The organism is Georgenia thermotolerans, from assembly GCF_009193185.1.
Lineage (GTDB): Bacteria > Actinomycetota > Actinomycetes > Actinomycetales > Actinomycetaceae > Georgenia > Georgenia thermotolerans.
This window is the reverse complement of the sequence record NZ_VUKF01000003.1, coordinates 48249-65487: the sequence shown is the minus strand read 5'-3', so window position 1 is coordinate 65487 and position 17239 is coordinate 48249. Positions and strand designations below refer to the sequence as shown.

At 74.6% G+C, this 17239-nt stretch carries 12 protein-coding genes; 4 read left to right on the top strand and 8 right to left on the bottom strand.

What is annotated here, in order from left to right; all coding sequences use genetic code 11:
* Positions 1-5: 5 nt before the first annotated feature.
* Positions 6-938 carry a DMT family transporter gene (locus GD970_RS02150; RefSeq protein ID WP_226925087.1) on the bottom strand — a complete coding sequence of 311 codons (933 nt, stop codon included), beginning with the start codon at positions 936-938 and terminating at the stop codon, positions 6-8.
* 335 nt (positions 939-1273) lie between these two features.
* Between GD970_RS02150 and GD970_RS02145 the strand changes: the two genes are divergently transcribed.
* From GD970_RS02145 to GD970_RS02130, 4 genes are all read left to right on the top strand, one after another.
* The gene (locus tag GD970_RS02145) at positions 1274-2776 is read left to right on the top strand and encodes a flotillin family protein (RefSeq protein ID WP_226925086.1); all 1503 of its coding nucleotides are present in this window, start codon (positions 1274-1276) and stop codon (positions 2774-2776) included.
* Between the two features lie 86 nt (positions 2777-2862).
* On the top strand, positions 2863-4158 hold the full coding sequence (locus GD970_RS02140; protein ID WP_152200222.1) for a sensor histidine kinase: 1296 nt from the start codon (positions 2863-2865) through the stop codon (positions 4156-4158).
* Between the two features lie 113 nt (positions 4159-4271).
* The gene (locus GD970_RS02135; RefSeq protein WP_152200220.1) at positions 4272-4934 is read left to right on the top strand and encodes a response regulator; all 663 of its coding nucleotides are present in this window, start codon (positions 4272-4274) and stop codon (positions 4932-4934) included.
* A gap of 134 nt (positions 4935-5068) precedes the next feature.
* Entirely contained in the window at positions 5069-5644 is a 576-nt protein-coding gene (locus tag GD970_RS02130) for a hemerythrin domain-containing protein (protein ID WP_152200218.1), read from the top strand.
* Between the two features lie 45 nt (positions 5645-5689).
* On the opposite strand, the gene GD970_RS02125 is transcribed toward GD970_RS02130, so the two are convergent.
* The 7 genes from GD970_RS02125 to GD970_RS02095 all read right to left on the bottom strand — a co-directional run bounded on the left by GD970_RS02125 (position 5690) and on the right by GD970_RS02095 (position 17102).
* Positions 5690-7354: an FAD-dependent oxidoreductase gene (locus GD970_RS02125; RefSeq protein ID WP_152200215.1), complete on the bottom strand. Its 1665-nt coding sequence runs from the start codon at positions 7352-7354 to the stop codon at positions 5690-5692.
* A gap of 111 nt (positions 7355-7465) precedes the next feature.
* Complete coding sequence (locus GD970_RS02120; RefSeq protein WP_152200213.1) at positions 7466-9526, bottom strand: acetate--CoA ligase family protein; 2061 nt, start codon at positions 9524-9526, stop codon at positions 7466-7468.
* Positions 9527-9581: 55 nt separating this feature from the next.
* Complete coding sequence (locus GD970_RS02115) at positions 9582-10571, bottom strand: ABC transporter substrate-binding protein (protein ID WP_152200211.1); 990 nt, start codon at positions 10569-10571, stop codon at positions 9582-9584.
* Positions 10572-10680: 109 nt separating this feature from the next.
* Complete coding sequence (locus tag GD970_RS02110; protein ID WP_211489674.1) at positions 10681-11619, bottom strand: BKACE family enzyme; 939 nt, start codon at positions 11617-11619, stop codon at positions 10681-10683.
* Between the two features lie 25 nt (positions 11620-11644).
* On the bottom strand, positions 11645-13903 hold the full coding sequence (locus GD970_RS02105; RefSeq protein ID WP_152200208.1) for a hydantoinase B/oxoprolinase family protein: 2259 nt from the start codon (positions 13901-13903) through the stop codon (positions 11645-11647).
* Positions 13900-16029, bottom strand: a complete 2130-nt coding sequence (locus GD970_RS02100) for a hydantoinase/oxoprolinase family protein (RefSeq protein ID WP_152200206.1) — start codon at positions 16027-16029, stop codon at positions 13900-13902. The genes GD970_RS02105 and GD970_RS02100 overlap by 4 nt, the downstream gene beginning before the upstream one ends.
* 146 nt (positions 16030-16175) lie before the next feature.
* Positions 16176-17102 carry a LysR family transcriptional regulator gene (locus GD970_RS02095; protein WP_152200204.1) on the bottom strand — a complete coding sequence of 309 codons (927 nt, stop codon included), beginning with the start codon at positions 17100-17102 and terminating at the stop codon, positions 16176-16178.
* Positions 17103-17239 lie beyond the last annotated feature (137 nt).

Here is a 17239-nt window from a genome sequence, read left to right as displayed (position 1 = left end):
CGGTCTCAGGCGCCGCGGGCCTGCGGGGCCCCGCCGGCGCCGACCGTGTCCGCGAGCGCCGGCGCGGGCGGGCGGCGGCCGGTCAGCGCCACGCCGGCGAGGACGAGGACGCCGCCGAGAACCTGGGCGAGGTGAAGCGGCTGGCCCATGAGGACCGTCGCGAGGGCCGTGAAGACGGTGATGAGGTTGAGGTAGACGCCGGCCCGCCCGGCCTCGAACACGGTCAGCGCCCGGTTCCACAGCAGGTAGGACAGCACCGAGGGGAACAGCGCGATGAAGACGAGCGACCACGCCCCGCCGGCGTCCCGGGGCAGGTCGAGGCCGCCGGCGACGGCGAAGGGCGTCGTGGCCACGAGCGTCACCGCCGCCTGGGCGGCGGTGGAGGCGATCGGGGGCAGCGCCGGGGCGCGGCGGCCGATGATGGTGTAGGCCGTCCACACCCCGATCGCGCCGAGCATGAGCAGGTCCCCTGCCCCCAGGTCGAGGCTCGCGAGGTCGGCCAGGGCTCCGTCGGTGAGCACGACGAGGACGCCGACGAGCGCCACGAGCACTCCGGCCACGCCCCACAGCGTCAGCCGCTGGCGCAGGAACACCGCGGCGGCGAGCAGGATCAGCGCGGGGGCGAAGGCGTTGATGAGCGAGGCGTTGAACGGGCTGGTGTGCTCCAGCGCGGCGTAGAGCAGCAGGTTGTACCCGGCCAGGCCGGTGAGGCTCAGCGTCACCAGCCAGGGCCAGTGCCGGACGACCTCCCGCCAGTCTGGCTTCTCGGTGAGCTGGGCGATGACCACGAGGGGGACGAGGGCGAGCGCCCAGCGCAGGACCACCAGGCTCAGCGGATCCATCTGCCCGACGGCGACCGCCCCGAGCACGTAGTTCCCGGCCCAGAACAGCGTCGCCGCCACCAGCGACGACCCGGCGACCACTCGCCGACGATCCACGTCTCTTCTCCCTCGGTGCTTCCGGGGCGCCGCTCCCCCTCATGCGCGGCTGGTCCTCGAAGGCTCGGTGGCGACGGGGCGGTGAGACGCCCGCGCCGGGCCGGATCGACAGCGCGTTCCCCCCGATTGTCGCTCGCGACCGCCGTTCCCTCGCCCACCGTCCATCCGGGAGCCACCCGGAAGCTCCCTGGCGGGCGCAGATTTGTGGACTGCCTGACGGAATATGCGCCCGCATGGCACCCGAAATTGAGAAACTGCACGGACAGCGCGCGTGCGGTTTGACGCACTGGCGCTCGGAGCCGCGCGAATCGCGCATCCAGCAAAGGAATCGAGCCGTGGAACTCATCATCGGAAGCATCCCGGTCATCGGGGCCGTCCTCGTGGCCGCCATCGTCGTGTTCGCGATGGTGCGGCGGTCCATCCGGACCGTGGACCTCAACGAGGCGCTCGTGATCGTCGGCCGCAACGACACCAAGGGCGGCCCCACCGGGAGCCTGGACGCGCTGCCGCTCAGCGATGTCGTCGACGGCAAGGGACCGCGGGTCGTCATCGGTGGCCGGGCCTTCGTCAAGCCCTTCTTCGAGTCCGTCACCCGTATCTCCCTCGAGCAGCGTCAGCTCTCGCTGACCGTCGAAGGGGTGGACAAGAACTTCATCTCCGTCGGGGTGAAGGCGTCCGTGCTGTTCAAGGTCCGCGGCGACGCCGACGGCGTGCGCCGGGCCGCGCAGCGGTTCACCAGCCAGCAGGCCAACCTCGAGCAGCCCCTCCAGCAGGCGCTGGAGGGCGCGCTGCGCCCGGTGCTGGGCTCGATGACGGTCGAGGAGATCATCTCCGACCGCGAGGCCCTGCAGAAGCAGGTGTTCGACTCGATCCGCCCGGACCTGCACCAGCAGGGCTTCCACATCGACCTGGTCAACCTCTCGGACATCTCCACCCCGGGGTCGGACTACCTGGCCAACCTCGGCCGGGCGCAGGCCGCCCGGGCGCGGCAGATCGCCGAGGTGCAGGAGGCCGAGGCGCGGCTCGCCTCGGAGACCGCCCAGCTCCAGGCGCAGGAGCGGATCGCCGAGCGCGAGCGTGACCTCGCCCTCAAGCAGGCGACCATCAAGGCCGAGACCGACAAGGCCAACGCCGAGGCCGAGGCCGCCGGTCAGCGCGCCCGGGCCGAGCAGGAGCGGATCGTCGCCACCGAGGAGCGCGCCGCGCTGGAGGAGAAGGCCAAGGTCACCGAGCAGCAGCTCGACATCGACGTGCGCAAGCCCGCCGACGCCGCCGCGTACGCCGCAGCGAAGGAGGCCGAGGGCGCGCGCGACGCCCGGAAGGCCGAGACCGAGGCGGAGGCGTTCAAGCGCACGACGATGGCCGAGGCCGAGCTCGCCGCCCAGGCGAACGAGGCGAGGGCCATCACCGCGCTCGGCGAGGCCCGCGCCGCCGCCGCCCGGGCGGAGGGCCTGGCGACCGCCGAGGCCACCCGGGCGCAGGCGGAGGCGCTGGCCCAGCAGGGCAGCGCCGTCATCATGCAGCAGCTCGTCGGCCTGCTCCCGGAGATCACCCGGGCCGCCGCCGAGCCGGTTGGCCAGATCGACAACCTCACGGTGGTCGGCACCGACGGCGCCGGCGCCGTCACGAAGATCGCGGGCCAGGTGCTCGGCGAGGGCCAGCACGTCATCGGCGCGCTGACCGGCCTCAACCTCGCCAGCCTGCTCGCCGGTGTCGCCGGCAACGGCGGGGAGTCGCTCGACGGCGTCGGGAACCCGTCGGTCGACGGCCGCACGCCCCCGTCGGTCGATGGCGTCGGAAAGGAGCGGGCCGACGGCGTCGCCGCGGTCGAGGCCTGAGCACGCGTGAGGTGGGGTCAGCCCTACCCCCAGCTGGCGTGCAGGCTCCCTGGTGGCGGACGGCGGCGCCCGGAAGGCTCGAGGACATGAGCGCAACCACTGCTACCGTCCCGCCCGTGCCCTCCAGCATCGGGCTCTCGGGCCTCCTCCGCCGCGCCGGCCGCGAGGCCGTCTACCTCCTCGCCGGCCTGCCGCTGGCCATCGTCGGCTTCGTCGTCTTCGTCGCGGGCATCAGCCTCAGCGCCGGACTCCTGGTCACCCTGCTCGGCCTACCCGTCATGGCGCTGACGCTGAGCGCCGCGGGCGGCCTGGGCGACCTGGAGGGCCGCCGCCTCGCCGCCGTCGGCCAGCCGATCCCACGGCCGCGCCCGTACACGCCGCCCGAGCCCCGGTTCTGGCGCCGCGTGCTCGCCAAGCTCCGCGACGGCCAGCGCTGGCTCGACCTGCTCTACCTGCTCCTCGACTTCCCGGTGGCCCTGACCACCTTCATCCTCACGATCACCTGGTGGGCGATCGGCATCGGCGGCCCGCTCTACGTCCTGTACGAGCCGTTCCTGCGCTCGGCGGACCGCTACGGCCTGGCCTGGCTGCTCGGGTTCGACGGCCCGGTCGCCGACGTCGTCGTCACCACCGCGGTGGGCGTCGTCTTCCTCCTCTCCGCGCCGGCCGTGACCCACGCGCTGGTCGTGGTGCACCGGGGGCTGGCCCGGGTCACGCTGGGGGCGACGAGCGAGCGGCAGCTGCGCGAGCGGGTGGAGACCCTCACCGCCAGCCGCGCCGCCGTCGTCGACGCCGAGGCGGAGACCCTGCGGCGCATCGAGCGCGACATCCACGACGGCCCGCAGCAGCGGCTGGTCCGCCTCTCCATGGACCTCCAGGCCGCCCAGCGCCGCCTCGCCGAGGACGACTCCCCGGCCGCCCGGCGCCTGCTGGACGAGGCGGTGACCCACGTGCAGGAGAGCCTGTCCGAGCTGCGCGCCCTCTCCCGCGGCATCGCCCCGCCGGTCCTCACCGACCGGGGCCTGGCCGCGGCCGTGGCCTCCGCCGCCGGGCACAGCCCCATCCCGGTCTGGCTCGACGTCGCCCTCGAGCCCGAGCGGCGCCTGGCCCCGGCGCGCGAGTCCGCCGCGTACTTCGTCGTCACCGAGGCGCTGACCAACGCCGCCAAGCACAGCGGCGCCTCCCGCGTCGGGGTGTGGGTGGCGGAGGAGGCCGACGGCGCCCTGCGGGTGGTCGTGCGCGACGACGGCCGCGGGGGCGCCAGCCTGGGCAAGGGCCACGGGCTCCAGGGCCTCGCCGACCGGCTCGCCGGGGTGGACGGCCGGCTGGAGGTCGACAGCCCCGAGGGGGATGGCACGACCCTGACCGCGGTCATCCCGTAGTCGCCGCGCATGTTTGCTGCCGGGCCTGTGACGGCCCGGCAGCGCCGTCCTGCGCCGCCGACGCCGCGTCCGCCTCACCGGCGGGACGGCGCCGGTCCCGTAGAGTCCGGGACGTGCGCGTCGCCCTGGCCGAGGACTCCCTCCTGCTCCGCGAGGGACTCGTGCGGTTGCTCGAGGAGGCGGGCTGCGCCGTCGTCGCCGCGGTGGGCGACGGCGTCCAGCTGGTCGAGGCGGTGGTGCGGGAGCGGCCCGAGGTGGCCGTCGTCGACGTCCGGATGCCGCCGTCGTTCACCGACGAGGGGCTGCGCGCGGCGCTGGAGATCCGCGACCGGGCGCCGGGCACTGCGATCCTGGTGCTGTCCCAGTACGTCGAGGAGTCCTACGCGGGCGACCTGCTGGCCACCGGCGGCGGGGTGGGGTACCTGCTCAAGGACCGGGTGGCCGCGCTGGAGGAGCTGAGCGACGCGCTCGAGCGGCTCGTCGCCGGCGGCACGGTGCTCGACCCGACGGTGGTGGCCCAGCTGCTCACCGCCCGGCGGGCCCGGCCGGTCGAGCGCCTGACCGACCGCGAGCGCGAGGTGCTCGGCCTGGTGGCGGAGGGCCGGACGAACGCCGCGATCGCCCGGGCCCTGGTGGTCACGCCCAAGGCGGTGGAGAAGCACATCTCCTCGATCTTCGACAAGCTCGACCTGCCGCCGTCGGACGACGACCACCGGCGGGTCCTGGCGGTGCTGGCGTGGCTGCGCGACGGCGCCGCCGCCGGTGCCCCGTCCTGATCCAGCCCGATAGGGCTTGCCGTGGCAGGACGTGCCGGGCCGGGTGCCGTTGCCGTGGCAGGACGTGCCGGGCCGGGTGCCGTTGCCTACCCTCGGAAGACCCCGCACGGCAACGACGCACAGGAGGCAGGACCGTGACCGAGACCGCCAGCGGTGCGCAGAGCACCGACGTCGTCGACATCCTCACCGCCGACCACAAGGACATGCTCGCGCTCCTCGGGCAGATCGAGGGCACCGCCGACGAGACACAGCGTCGGGACCTGGCCGACACCGTGATCGCGGAGGTGATGCGCCACGCCGTCGCCGAGGAGATGTACGTCTACCCCGTCATGGAGGAGCACCTGCCCAACGGCAAGGAGGAGGTCGAGCACGACAAGAAGGAGCACGACGAGATCGTCCAGGTCATGAAGCGGATGGAGGACGTGTCCGCCTCGGACTCGCGGTTCATGGAGCTGGTGCGCGAGCTCGAGGCGCAGCTGCGCCACCACGCCGGCGACGAGGAGACCGAGCAGTTCCCCAAGCTGCGCGCGAACATCCCCCGGGAGAAGCTCGTCGAGCTCGGCGAGAAGGTCGAGACCGCCAAGAAGCTGGCCCCCACCCGCCCGCACCCGAGCGCGCCGCACTCCGAGCTGTTCCACAAGACCCTGGGCCCCGGCGTCGGGCTGGTCGACCGGCTGCGCGACAAGCTCACCGGGCGGCACACGGGCTGAGTGCGCGGGGCGGGTTCTCGCGCCGCCGCGGCCGCGCCGCCCTCCTCAGGGGGCGGCTGCGAGCAGCCGGTGGATCAGCCGGATCGCGATGGAGCCCTCGCCGACGGCGGAGGCGACGCGTTTCGCCGACCCGTGCCGCACGTCCCCGGCGGCCAGGACCCCGGGGACGCTGGTCTCCAGCGCCAGCGGCGGGCGCCCGAGCGTGCGGCTCGCCTCGGCGCTCACGTCCGGCCCGGTCATGACGAAGCCGAGCGGGTCGCGCTCGACCACGTCGGGCAGCCAGGCGGTGTGCGGGCGGGCCCCGATCATGAGGAAGAGGTCGTGGGCGGCGACGCGCTCCTCCGCGCCGTCCGCGCGGTCGCGCAGCACGAGGTGCTCCAGCCAGCCGTCGCCGCCGCCGTCGACCACCTCGGTCCCGGTGCGGACCACGATGTTCGGTGCCGCCTCGACCTGCCGGACCAGGTAGTGCGACATGCCGGCGGCGAGCGTGGCGGCGCGCACGACGAGGGTGACGCGCCGGGCGTAGCGGGCCAGGTGCAGGGCGGCCTGCCCCGCGGAGTTCGCGCCCCCGACGACGTAGACGTCCTCCCCCGCCACCAGCGGCGCCTCCGTGGCGGCGGCGCCGTAGAAGACGCCGGCGCCCTGGAGCGCCTCGAGGGGTGCGACGCCCAGGCGGCGGTAGCTGGCGCCCGTGGCGAGCACGACGGCGCGTCCGACCGCCACCCCGCCGGTGTCGAGGTCCAGGACGGTGGTGCCGTCGTCGTGGCGCAGCGAGGTGACCGAGTGCATGAAGGCGAAGCGCGCCCCGAAGACCCACGCCTGCTCGTAGGCCCGGCGGGCCAGCTCCGCGCCGCTGACGCCCCGGGGGAAGCCGAGGTAGTTGCGGATGGAGGAGCTGAAGGTGGCCTGCCCGCCGATGCTGCCCGAGTCGATGATCAGCGTGCGCAGCCCCTCCGAGGCGCCGTAGACGCCGGCGGAGAGGCCGGCCGGTCCGCAGCCGACGATCACGAGGTCGTACTCGTCGCCCTCGGGGCCGACGACGGTGCCGGAGGTCCGCGCGATGTCCACGTCGCTGGGGTCCTCGAGCACCCGCCCGTCGGGCATCACCAGGACCGGCAGCCGGGTCCGCGCGCCCACGCTGCCCAGGACGGCGCGCCCCTCCGGGGAGCTGGCCAGGAAGAACCGGTGGGGCATCGCGCAGCGTTCCAGCACCGCGCGCAGCTCGTAGGCGCGGCCCGACCAGGTCTCGCCGATGACGTCCGTCGTGTACGGGACCCGGTGGCGCGCCTCGGCCCAGCTGAGCAGGAAGCTGGAGATGGCCTGGTGGAACTGCTCGTCCGGCGGCAGCGCCGGTCGCACGACGTAGTGGTCCATCTGGCCGGTGCTGATCGCCTCGAGGATCAGCTCGCCGGTGACCCGGTGGCCGAGCCGGCCCCACCCGATGAGCAGCACCCGCTGGGCCTGGGGGAACAGGCGGCGCACCTCCGCCAGCAGCCGGGTGCCGGGCTGGCCCGCCAGCGTCTCGGGGGCGAGCACGAGCGCGACGTCCTCACCGGCGGCCGCGAGCGCCTCCAGGATGGCGAGCGCCTCGGCCGGCGAACCCAGGCAGCGCACCTCGTAGTCACGCGCGTACCGGTTGCCCAGCTCCCGCTCGACGTCGCGCAGCAGGTCTGGGTCGTCGTCGACGGCGACCAGCAGGGCCTTGTTCATGACAGCCGGTCGGGTCGTCGGGCAGGTGGTGCCCTCACCTGCTCGATGCTAGAAGGCCAGGTTCTGCGGCGCCAGGGTCGGGACCTCCTGCATGCATGCCCGCGAACGGGGTCAGGGCTGCTCCTGGGTGATGACGACGGCGTCGAGGGCCACCAGCCCGTCGGCGGTGAGCCGCAGGGGGTTGACCTCGATCTCGGCGACGTCCGGGTTGACCAGCAGCACGTTGCCGACGGCGGTGAGCACCCTCGCGAGCTCTTCCGGGTCGACCGTCGGGCCTCCTCGGTGCCCGAACAGCAGCCGCCGGGCCTGCAGGTCGTCGACCATGCCCGCGGCCGCGCGGTCGCTCAGCGGGACGGTGCGGATGGCGACGTCGGCGAGGACCTCGGCCGCCGTGCCGCCCAGGCCCAGCAGCAGCACGGGGCCGAACACCGGGTCGCGGCGTGCCCCCACGATGAGGTCGACCCCGGGGGCCGCCATGGCCTCGACCAGGACCTCGCGCGCACCGGCCGCCTCGAGCGCGTCGAGTGCCCGCTCCATCTCCTCGGTGTTCCGGACACCTAGGTGGACGCCGCCGACCTCGGTCTTGTGCAGCACGGCCGCGTCGACCAGCTTGACGGCCACCGGCCCGCCGAGCGCGTCGAGGGCTTCCACCGCCTCGGCGCGATCGCGGCACCGGCGCCGTGGCGGGGTGGGCACCCCCAGCGCCTCGAGCAGCTCCTTGCCACGCACCTCGTCCCACGGCCCCGTCAGGCCGGGCCACGGCCGCGCCGGGGTCGCCTCCTGGGCGCGCGCGTGGCGTGCCGTGGCGTCCTCGACCAGGGCGGCCACGCCGCGGGCCAGCGCCGTCGGCCCGGAGATCAGCGGGATCCCGGCCTCATCTGCGGCGGCGCGCTTTGCGGCGACGTCGGCGGGCGGGCCGTCCACGCCGAGCAGCACCGGCACCTTGTCGGCTGCGCCCGATGCCGCCACGGCGGCGGGCAGGTCTACCACCGGCTCGGTCAGCGCGTAGATCGCCACGGCGTCCACCGCGGGGTCGTGCGCCACGGCGGCCACCACCCGGTCGAAGCCGGGCCCGGGGCGGCCGGTGTCGACGGGGTTGGCCTGGAAGGTCAGCGGCGGCAGCACCTCGGCGATGTCGGCCTGGGTGGCCAGGGTGAGACGCGGCAGCGTGACGCCGGCGCTCTGCAGGGCGTCCGCCACCAGGAGGCCGGGACCGGCCTGGCCGGTGATGACGGCGACGCCGGGCGCGGGTGACGGCGCCAGGCGCCGCCCGGCCAGCCCCGCCACGGCGTCGACCAGGCCGTCCTCGTCGTCGACGAGCACCGCGCCGGCCTGCCGCAGCACCGCCCGGGTGGTCCGCCAGGAGGTGGCCAGCGCCCCGGTGTGCGACCGGGCGAACTCCGCGACGTCGCTGCGGCCCACGACCAGGGCGACGACCGGCTTGACGGCCGAGAGCCGCCGGACCGCCGACAGCAGCGCGGGCCCGTCCTGGACTGTCTCGAGGTGGAGCGCGACGACGCGGGTCTGCTCGTCGGTGATGAGGTGCTCGAGCACGTCCGCGGCGCCGACGTCGACCGCGGCGCCCAGCCCCACGCCGAGGCTGAGGCCGACGCCGGCCTGTTGGAGCCGGAAGGCCAGCGCGTGGTTGACGCCGCCGCTGGCCGCGACGACGGCCACCGGCCCGGCGGCGAGCTGGGCGACCCCCGGTACGAAGCTGGCCAGGAGCCGTCGGCCCGGGACGAAGAAGCCCGAGGTGTTCGGGCCGAGCAGCCGGACGCCGGTCTCGCGGACCACCTGCTCCACCGCCCGCTGGTGCTCCTTCCCCGCCCCGCCGGCCTCGGCGAACCCGCCAGCACAGACGAGCGCGGCACGCACGCCGCCCTCGGCGCACTCGCGCAGCGCCCGCGCCGTGGCGGGGGCCGGCACGCACAGCACGGCGAGGTCGACGCCGCCGCCGGCCGCCAGCGCCTCGCCGACGCTGGGGTGCATGCCCTCGCCCCGGCTGTTCACCAGGTGCAGCGGCGAGTCGTACCCGGCGAGGGACTCGGCCATGACGGCGCCGAGCTTGCCCGGCGTCGCGGAGGCGCCGACGACCATGACGCCGGAGGGCGCGAAGAGGGCATCCAGGGCGGTGGGGGCGACGGCGGCCCCGGTGGTCGCGGGTGCGGACATGTGGGCTCTCCGATCAGGGTGCGCCGACGGCGACGGGGTCGCGGGCGGGCGGCGGTCAGGGCAGCAGGGCGGCGGGGTCGACCGTGTCCTCGGTGATGCCCTGGCGCTGGGCGAAGTCGACGAGGAACTCGACGTCCTTGCGGTCGACGGTGTCCGGGAAGCGCGGCAGCACGAGCTTGTCGGCGACGGCCGGGTCGATCTTCATGTAGCTGCCGAGGACGGCGCGGACCCTGTCCGGGTGCTCCTGCGCGAAGGCCTGCGCCTCGCTCATCGCGGCGGAGAACCGCTCGACGAGGTCGGGGTCGGACTTCATGAGCGTGGCCGAGGTGAAGTAGGCGGCGATGAGCAGGGTGGGGCTGGTCTCGACGTAGTTGGAGGCGAGGACGTTGTTGCCCTGGCCCTGCGCGAGGGTCGAGAAGGGCTCGACGACCCACGCGGCGTCCACCTGGCCCTCCGCCAGCGCGGCGAGCATGTCGGGGAAGGCGATCTCGACGAACTTCACCGCGTCGGGATCCCCGCCGGCCTTGGCCACCGTCTCGCGCACGGTGCTGTCGCCGACGCTCTTCATCGTGTTGACGGCGACGGTCCGGCCGGCGAGGGCGGCCGGGTCGGTGATGTCGCTGTCCGCGGGCACGACGATGGCGGCCGTGTCCTCCCCCGCCACCCCGGTCGATGCCGCGCCGGGGGCGACGATCGGCAGGTCGAGCCCCTGGGAGTGGGCGCTGATGAGTGCCGGGGTGTTGGAGAAGCCGAACTGGAACTGGCCGCTGACCACGCCGGGGATGGTCGCCGCGCCGCCCTGGCCGGAGTCGGTCAGCTCCAGCTCGAGGCCGTGCTCGGCGAAGATGCCCTCCTCGATGCCCAGCCGGATGGGCGCGGTGTCGACGATGGGGATGACGCCGACGGTGACCGTCGCAAGCTGCCCGGCCACGCCGGAGGCCGTCTCGGCCGGGGACGTCGCGGCCGGGGCGTTCGTGCCCGACGACGCGCAGGCGGCGAGCAGGAGGGCGGCGGCGCCGGCGAGGGCGGCGGGGGACAGGCGCATGGGAGTCCTTTCGTCCGCAGCGGTGCGGAGGTGCCGGGCCGAAGCCCGGCGCGCTGGAGAGAGGGGTCGGTGGGCGAAGGCCGGTGGGTCAGTGGGCGGAGGCCAGGGGTCAGTTGGCGGAGGCCGCGGGCGCGAGGCTCTTGAGCCCGAGGATCTGCCGGGCCTCCTCGGGCGTGGCGACCTCGTGGCCGAGCTCGCGGATGATGCGCACCGCCCTCTCGACGAGCTGGACGTTGGTGGCCAGCTGGCCGCGCCGGTAGTAGAGGTTGTCCTCCAGGCCGACGCGCACGTGGCCGCCGAGCAGGACGGCGTGGGTGATGGCGGGCAGCTGGTTGGCCGCGACGGCGGAGACGCACAGCTCCGCGCCTGCCGGCAGCTCGTCGACCATCTGCTGGAGGATCCGCGGGGTGTAGGGCAGCGCCCCCTGGAAGGACCGGTCCAGGCCGAGGACGACGTTGACCCAGTACGGCTGGGTGTCGAACCCGGCGTTGATGAGGCGGGTGGGGTCCTGGAGGATGTGAGCCACGCTCATGACCTCCCACTCCGGCTTGATGCCCAGCTCGGTCATCCGGGCCGCGAGCTCGTCGCACTGGGCCGGGGTGGTGAGGTTGACGATCTCGCGCCCGCCGGCGGTGATGACGAAGGACTCGGCGTCGAAGGTGGCCATCTCCACGTGGGGGGCCTCGAGGCCGCGCAGCCGCTCGGTGAAGTCGATCCGCAGCTGGCCCTCGGAGTTCTCCTTGATCATGTCCCCCGAGACGCCGCCGCCGGTGGAGATGTTGATGACGACGTCGGTGCGCGCGCGCACGGCCTCGTTGATCGCGGCGTAGACGTCGGCGCTGCAGGTGGCCAGGTCGTCCTCGGGCCGGCGGGCGTGGATGGCCGCGACGGAGGCGCCGGCCTCGACGCAGGCGGCGACGTCGTCGGCGATCTCCTCGGGCTGCGTGGGCAGGTGGGGGTTCTGCTGCTTCGACGCCATGCCGCCGGTGGGGGCGATGGTGACGATGACCTTGCGGGGCTTGATGTCGGCGGTGGTCGTGCTGGCCATGAGGGTGCCTCTCTTCGTTGAGTGATCAGGCGGGGAGCGTGAGCCGGGCGGCGCGGTCGTCCAGGGACAGGTCCAGGTCGTCGATCGGGTCGGTGCCGGCCGGGTGGACGTCGACGGCGAGGAGGTGACCGGTGACCGGGCAGGCCCAGCCGGTGACGGCGAGGTCCTCGTGGAGGGTGGCGCCGGCCCGCTCGGGCAGGGCGAGGGCGACACGGTGGGCGCCTCGGCGCCACCGGGTCGAGCCGGTGACCAGCAGCGCGCCGTCGACGGTCCCCACCCGCCACGTCCCGTCGGTGCCGCGGATGGCGCGCAGCCGGTCCGACAGCGGCAGCCACCGCTCCCCCGCGCGCAGGCCCGCGGGTGGCAGCGCCGGGTCGAGGCTGCGGCAGGTCTCCGGCACCCGGTCGGTGGCGACGCCGAGCCGCTGCGCGCGGGCCTGCCGCCGCAGCCGCGCGGTCTCCGCCGCGTCCCAGCCCGTCGCCCGGGCGCTGCCCGACGGGGTGAGGGCGACGCCGTAGGTCTCCCGGGCGGCCTGGGTGCTGACGACGCCGCGGCGCACGTCGGCGAGGACGGCGGCCGGGTCGCGGTCGAGCGGGTCGCCGATCCCGCCGCCGCCCTGCCAGGTCACGGCGAAGACGTCCTGCCCGGTGATGGGGAAGGCGCCGGGCTTGGGACCGAGGTTGGTGAAGCGGGGGTCGGTGTCGGTGCGCCCGCGCAGCAGCGCGGCCGTCCGGGCCGACTCGGTGGCGTCGCGCATGATGGCGCGGGCGAAGGACTGGTGGATGAGCCCGCCGGGCAGGCCGCCGGAGAGCCCGGCGGAGTTGGGGACCTCGGCGCCGTGCGTCATCACCAGGGCCTCGGCCTCGGGGACGGAGATGGTCAGGGCCACCTCGGCGCCCATGCCGCCGCGGTGCCGGCCCGCGCCGCCGGTGTCCTGGGCGAGGCGGCGGTAGAGGTACACGAGCGGGGTGCCCAGCTCGTTGACCTCGACGTCGGCGATGGAGGGGCACGGGGCGTTGATGGGCCCGGCGGCGTCCTGGCCGTCGCGGCTGGCGAAGGCGCCGAAGCCGCCCGCGAGGGGGTCCATGAGGTGCAGCCCGAACACCTCGCCGAACTGGTTGCGGCCGGAGAGGTTGAAGGTGGCCATGGTCCCGCTGCTGACGGCCTGGGCGCGGTGGGCGTAGGCGGGCGTGGCGGCGAGGAGCCGGTTGAGCGCACCGGAGACGACGTTGCTGACCACCCAGACGGTCTCCACCGTGGCGCTGCCCACCGGCGCCGGCGGGACCGCGGTGCACACGAGCCCGTCGGGGGCGACGATCTCCACCGGGCGCAGCAGCCCGTCGTTCCACGGGATCTCGAAGCCGAGCGTGGGGATCAGCGCGCCGGCCACGCCCCCGGCCAGGCCCGCCCGCGAGCAGTTGACGAAGCCGGGAGCCTGCCCCGAGGAGCCTGAGAAGTCCAGGGTGAGCCGGTCCCCCTGCTTCGTCAGCACGAGGTCGACGGCATAGAGCGCGTCGGTGTGGCCGTCGTGCTCGAGGAAGTCGCGGGTGTGCACCACGCCGTCGGGCATCTCCAGCAGCCGGCGGCGCAGCCGGGTCTCGGCGTCGTCGACCATGGCGGCCATGGCGCCCTGGACCACGTCGGTGCCGTACCGGTGGCACAGCTCCACGAGCCGCTCGGCGGCGACGTTGAGGGTGGCGATGAAGGCCCGGATGTCGAGGCCGAGCTGGGCGGGCAGCCGGGAGGCGGACAGGATCATCTCGAGGACGTCCTCGCGCAGCTCGCCCTCGGAGACCAGGGTGACGGCGGGGATGCGCAGGCCCTCCTGCCAGATCTCCTTGGCCTTGGGGGACCAGGACGCGAAGTCCATCCCGCCGATGTCGGTCTCGTGGGCCATCACGCCGGCCCAGGCCACGAGCTCGCCGTCGACGAACAGCGGGGCGCACATCTGCAGGTCGTTCTGGTGCAGTGCGCCGACGAAGGGGTCGTTCCCGACGATCCGGTCGCCGTCGCGCAGCCTGCGGCCGCCAGCGAGCAGGTGCCGGATGAGGGCGCCGACCGGCGGGGCCTCGAAGGTGACCTGGTGGCCCATGGTGGCGAAGGACCCGTCCGGCAGGTAAAGGCCGGTGAAGAAGTCGCTCGCCTCGGTGACCGTGGGGCTGCCGCTGACGGACTGCAGCGCCAGGCGCATCTGGTCGGTGATGGCCACCAGGCGGCTGCGGACGACCTGCGCGACGACCGGGTCGGTGGTGGGCGCCTGCGTCGGGACGTCGATGGTGCTCATGCCTGTCCTACCTTCACGTGGATGGTGCCGGCGTCGTCGGTGGTGGCGGTGCCGCCGGGCGGGACGACGACGACGCACCCGGGGAGCTGGATGAGGGCGGGGCCGGCGAGGTGCTGGTCCGGCGCCGGCCAGTCGCAGCCGTAGACGACTGTCTCGGCCGGTGCGTGGGCGTCGTCGAAGACGACGGGCCGGACGTCCCGGACCTCGAAGGGCTGACCGGAGGACGACGCGGTCACGGTGGCCGAGCGCAGGGCCGCGACGGCGCGCACGGAGAGGATCTCGAAGCCGGCCTCCCGGAACCCGGCGCCCGCTCCGAAGAGCTTGTCGTACTCGGCCTCGAAGCGGGCGAGCAGGTCGGTCACGGCGGCGACGTCCGGGGTGGGCCCGACGGCGACGTCGAGGTGGTGGGTCTGGCCGCGGTAGCGCACGGCGGCGGTGTGGGTGACCGCGGCGTGGGCGGGGTCGGGGATGGCGTCGAGGGCGCGCCGGCCGGTGTCGGCCAGGGCGGCGGCGAGCGCGCCGGCGTGGTGCTCCTCGGGCTGGTGGCCGGGCGAGAGGCGCAGGTAGCTGGTGCGGGAGGCCGTGGTGCGCAGGTCGGAGGTGCCGGCCCCGAAGGCGGACTGAGCGGTGGCGGTGGCGGGGACGACGAAGCCGGTCAGCCCCAGCTCGCGGCACAGCTTCCAGGCGTGGGAGGGCCCGGACCCGCCGCCGGCGACGAGGGTGAACTCCCGCGGGTCGTGACCGCGCTCGATGGTGACCGCGCGCAGCAGGTCGGCCATGGCAGCGTCGAACACCTCGCGCACGGCCCGGGCGGCCTCGACGGCCGTCAGGCCGAGCGGGGCGCCGACCTGCTCGGCCAGGGCCGCGCGGGCGGCGTCGACGTCGAGGCGGATGCCGCCGCTGCCGAACCGGTCGGGGTCGAGCACGCCGAGGACGAGGTCGGCGTCGGTGGTGGTCGGCTCGGTGCCGCCCTTGCCGTAGCAGACGGGCCCGGGGGTGGCACCGGCGCTGCGCGGGCCGACCGTGAGGACGCCCTCACGCACGGCGGCGATGGAGCCGCCGCCGGCGCCGATGCTGGCGATGTCGACGCTGGGCACGCGCATGTCGGCGCCGCCGAAGGTGACCTCCTCGCGCAGCAGCGGTGCGCCGTCGACGACGACGCCGACGTCGAAGCTGGTGCCGCCGACGTCGAGGGTCAGGACGTTGCGCTGCCGCAGGCGGACGCCGAGGGCCTGGCCGGCCACCACGCAGGAGGCCGGGCCGCTCAGCAGCCCGCGCACCGGGGTGGCGGTGAGCGTGGCGGCGGGGACCACGCCGCCGGCGCTGGTGGTCATCATGATGGGGGCGGTCATCCCCAGCGCGCGCAGCTCGGCCTCGAGGCGGCCGAGATAGCCGCCGGCGATGGGGCCGAGGGCGGCGTTGGCCACCGTGGTCGAGGCGCGGGCGTACTCGCCGACCGCGGGGGCGACGTCGTGAGAGGCGCTGACGTACGCGCCGGGGAGGATCTCCGCTGCCAGCTCGGCGAGGGCCTGCTCGTGGGCGGGGTTCTCGGTGGCCCACAGCAGGCAGATCGCCACGGCCTCGACGCCCTCGTCGGCGAGGGCGGTCAGGGCAGCACGGGCAGAGACGAGGTCGAGCGGGGTGACGATCTCGCCCGCGGGGTTGACCCGCTCGGTGACCTCGACGACGAGCTCGCGCGACACGAGCGGGCCGGTGCGCCCGCGCAGGAAGTAGTTGCCCAGGTCCAGGCCCTGCAGGCCGGCGGTGCCGCGGCGCAGCCGGCCGATCTCGAGCACGTCGCCGAAGCCGAGGGTGGTCACCAGGCCGACCTTGGCGGTGCGGCCGGTGAGGAGGGCGTTGAGCCCGACGGTGGTGCCGTGGCCGAATCGGGTGACCTGGCGGCACAGCTCCTCGGCGGCCAGGCCGATGGTGCGGGCGGCGAGGTGGACGGCGTCGATGACGCCGGTGACCACGTCGCCGGTGGTGGGCGACTTGCAGACGATGGACTGCCCGTCCGGGCCACGCAGCCACAGGTCGGTGAACGTGCCGCCGACGTCGGTACCGATGGTCCAGCCGTCGGTGCGGATCTCGGTCGCCGGCGCGGGCTCGTCAAGGATCGTGGTCATGAAGCTCCCCAGAGAGGGCGTGAGGACGACGTCACGGGCGGTGGGACGTCGTCGAGGGCCGGGGAGATGCGTCTGTGCATTCCCGATGCGCCGACTCTAGGAGCAGGGAATCGATCTATTCAAACAATACTTGGCGATGCCAGATATCAATTGGATCGATGAGTCGGGATGACGTCGCGGGCGACCTCGGCGGCGCGTCGGCGCAGCCAGCGGTGCCCGGGGTCGTCGTCGACGTGCCGGCCCCAGATCATCACCATGGTGATGGGGCCGAGCTCCACCGGCGGCTCCACGAGGCGGATGCCGGCCTCGTCGCGGATCATCTCCCCGAGCCGCTCCTGGATGTGCATGACCATCCGGGTGCCGCGCAGGAGGAACGGGGCGACCAGCGGGGCCTGGATGGTCAGGTGGGTGTCGCGGAGGATGCCGCGGGCCTCCAGCCGCAGCTCGGCCGAGGAGGGCAGGGCGCCGATGTTGACGGCGAGGTAGGGCAGGGTGCTGAACTGCGCGAGCGGCAGCTCCTCGCCGACGTCCGGGTGCTCGGCGTCGACCGCACAGACGTAGCGGTCGGTGAAGAGCACCTCGTGCGGGTAGGCCGCGTGCTCGGGGAAGACCTCCTTGGGCATGATGAGGAGGTCGGTCTGGTGCCGGCGGAACTGCTCGGCGTAGTCGTCCCGGGTGGCGTTGACCTCGAAGGCGACGTGCGGGGCCTCCCGGGCGAGGCGCACGAGCAGCGGGCGCAGGAACAGCGTGGAGACGTAGTCGTTCGCGGTGACGGTGAAGGTGCGCCGGGCGGTCGCCGGGTCGAACTCCTCCCGGGCGGCGAGCAGGGCCTCGGTGCGGGCCATGATGTCGCGCAGCGGGACGACGAGGGACTCGGCCAGGGGCGTCGGCGCGAGGCTGCGGCCGCGGCGCACGAGGATCTCGTCGCCGAAGACTCTGCGCAGGCGGGCGAGCGTGGCGCTCATGGCCGACTGGCCCACGCACAGCCGGTCCGCCGCCCGGGTGACGCTGCGCTCGTCGAGCAGGGCGTCGAGGGCGACCAGGAGGTTGAGGTCGATCCGGTGCAGGTCCATCCGTCTTTCCTTGCCGGCGGGTGCTGTCCGCAGGATAGGGCGCCGGTGCCCAGGCCCCCGCACGCCGCAGAGCCCGTTCGCCGGTGTCCAGACCCCGGCCCCCGCACGCCGCTGGCGTGCGGGGGCCGGACGTCGCG

Bases quoted from the DNA above. Each gene is read 5' to 3' on its own strand.
- GD970_RS02095 (WP_152200204.1), bottom strand. From the start codon at position 17,102: ATGGACCTGCACCGGATCGACCTCAACCTCCTGGTCGCCCTCGACGCC.
- GD970_RS02120 (WP_152200213.1), bottom strand. From the start codon at position 9,526: ATGTCCGCACCCGCGACCACCGGGGCCGCCGTCGCCCCCACCGCCCTG.
- GD970_RS02140 (WP_152200222.1), top strand. From the start codon at position 2,863: ATGAGCGCAACCACTGCTACCGTCCCGCCCGTGCCCTCCAGCATCGGG.
- GD970_RS02115 (WP_152200211.1), bottom strand. From the start codon at position 10,571: ATGCGCCTGTCCCCCGCCGCCCTCGCCGGCGCCGCCGCCCTCCTGCTC.
- GD970_RS02100 (WP_152200206.1), bottom strand. From the start codon at position 16,029: ATGACCACGATCCTTGACGAGCCCGCGCCGGCGACCGAGATCCGCACC.
- GD970_RS02110 (WP_211489674.1), bottom strand. From the start codon at position 11,619: ATGGCCAGCACGACCACCGCCGACATCAAGCCCCGCAAGGTCATCGTC.
- GD970_RS02125 (WP_152200215.1), bottom strand. From the start codon at position 7,354: ATGAACAAGGCCCTGCTGGTCGCCGTCGACGACGACCCAGACCTGCTG.
- GD970_RS02105 (WP_152200208.1), bottom strand. From the start codon at position 13,903: ATGAGCACCATCGACGTCCCGACGCAGGCGCCCACCACCGACCCGGTC.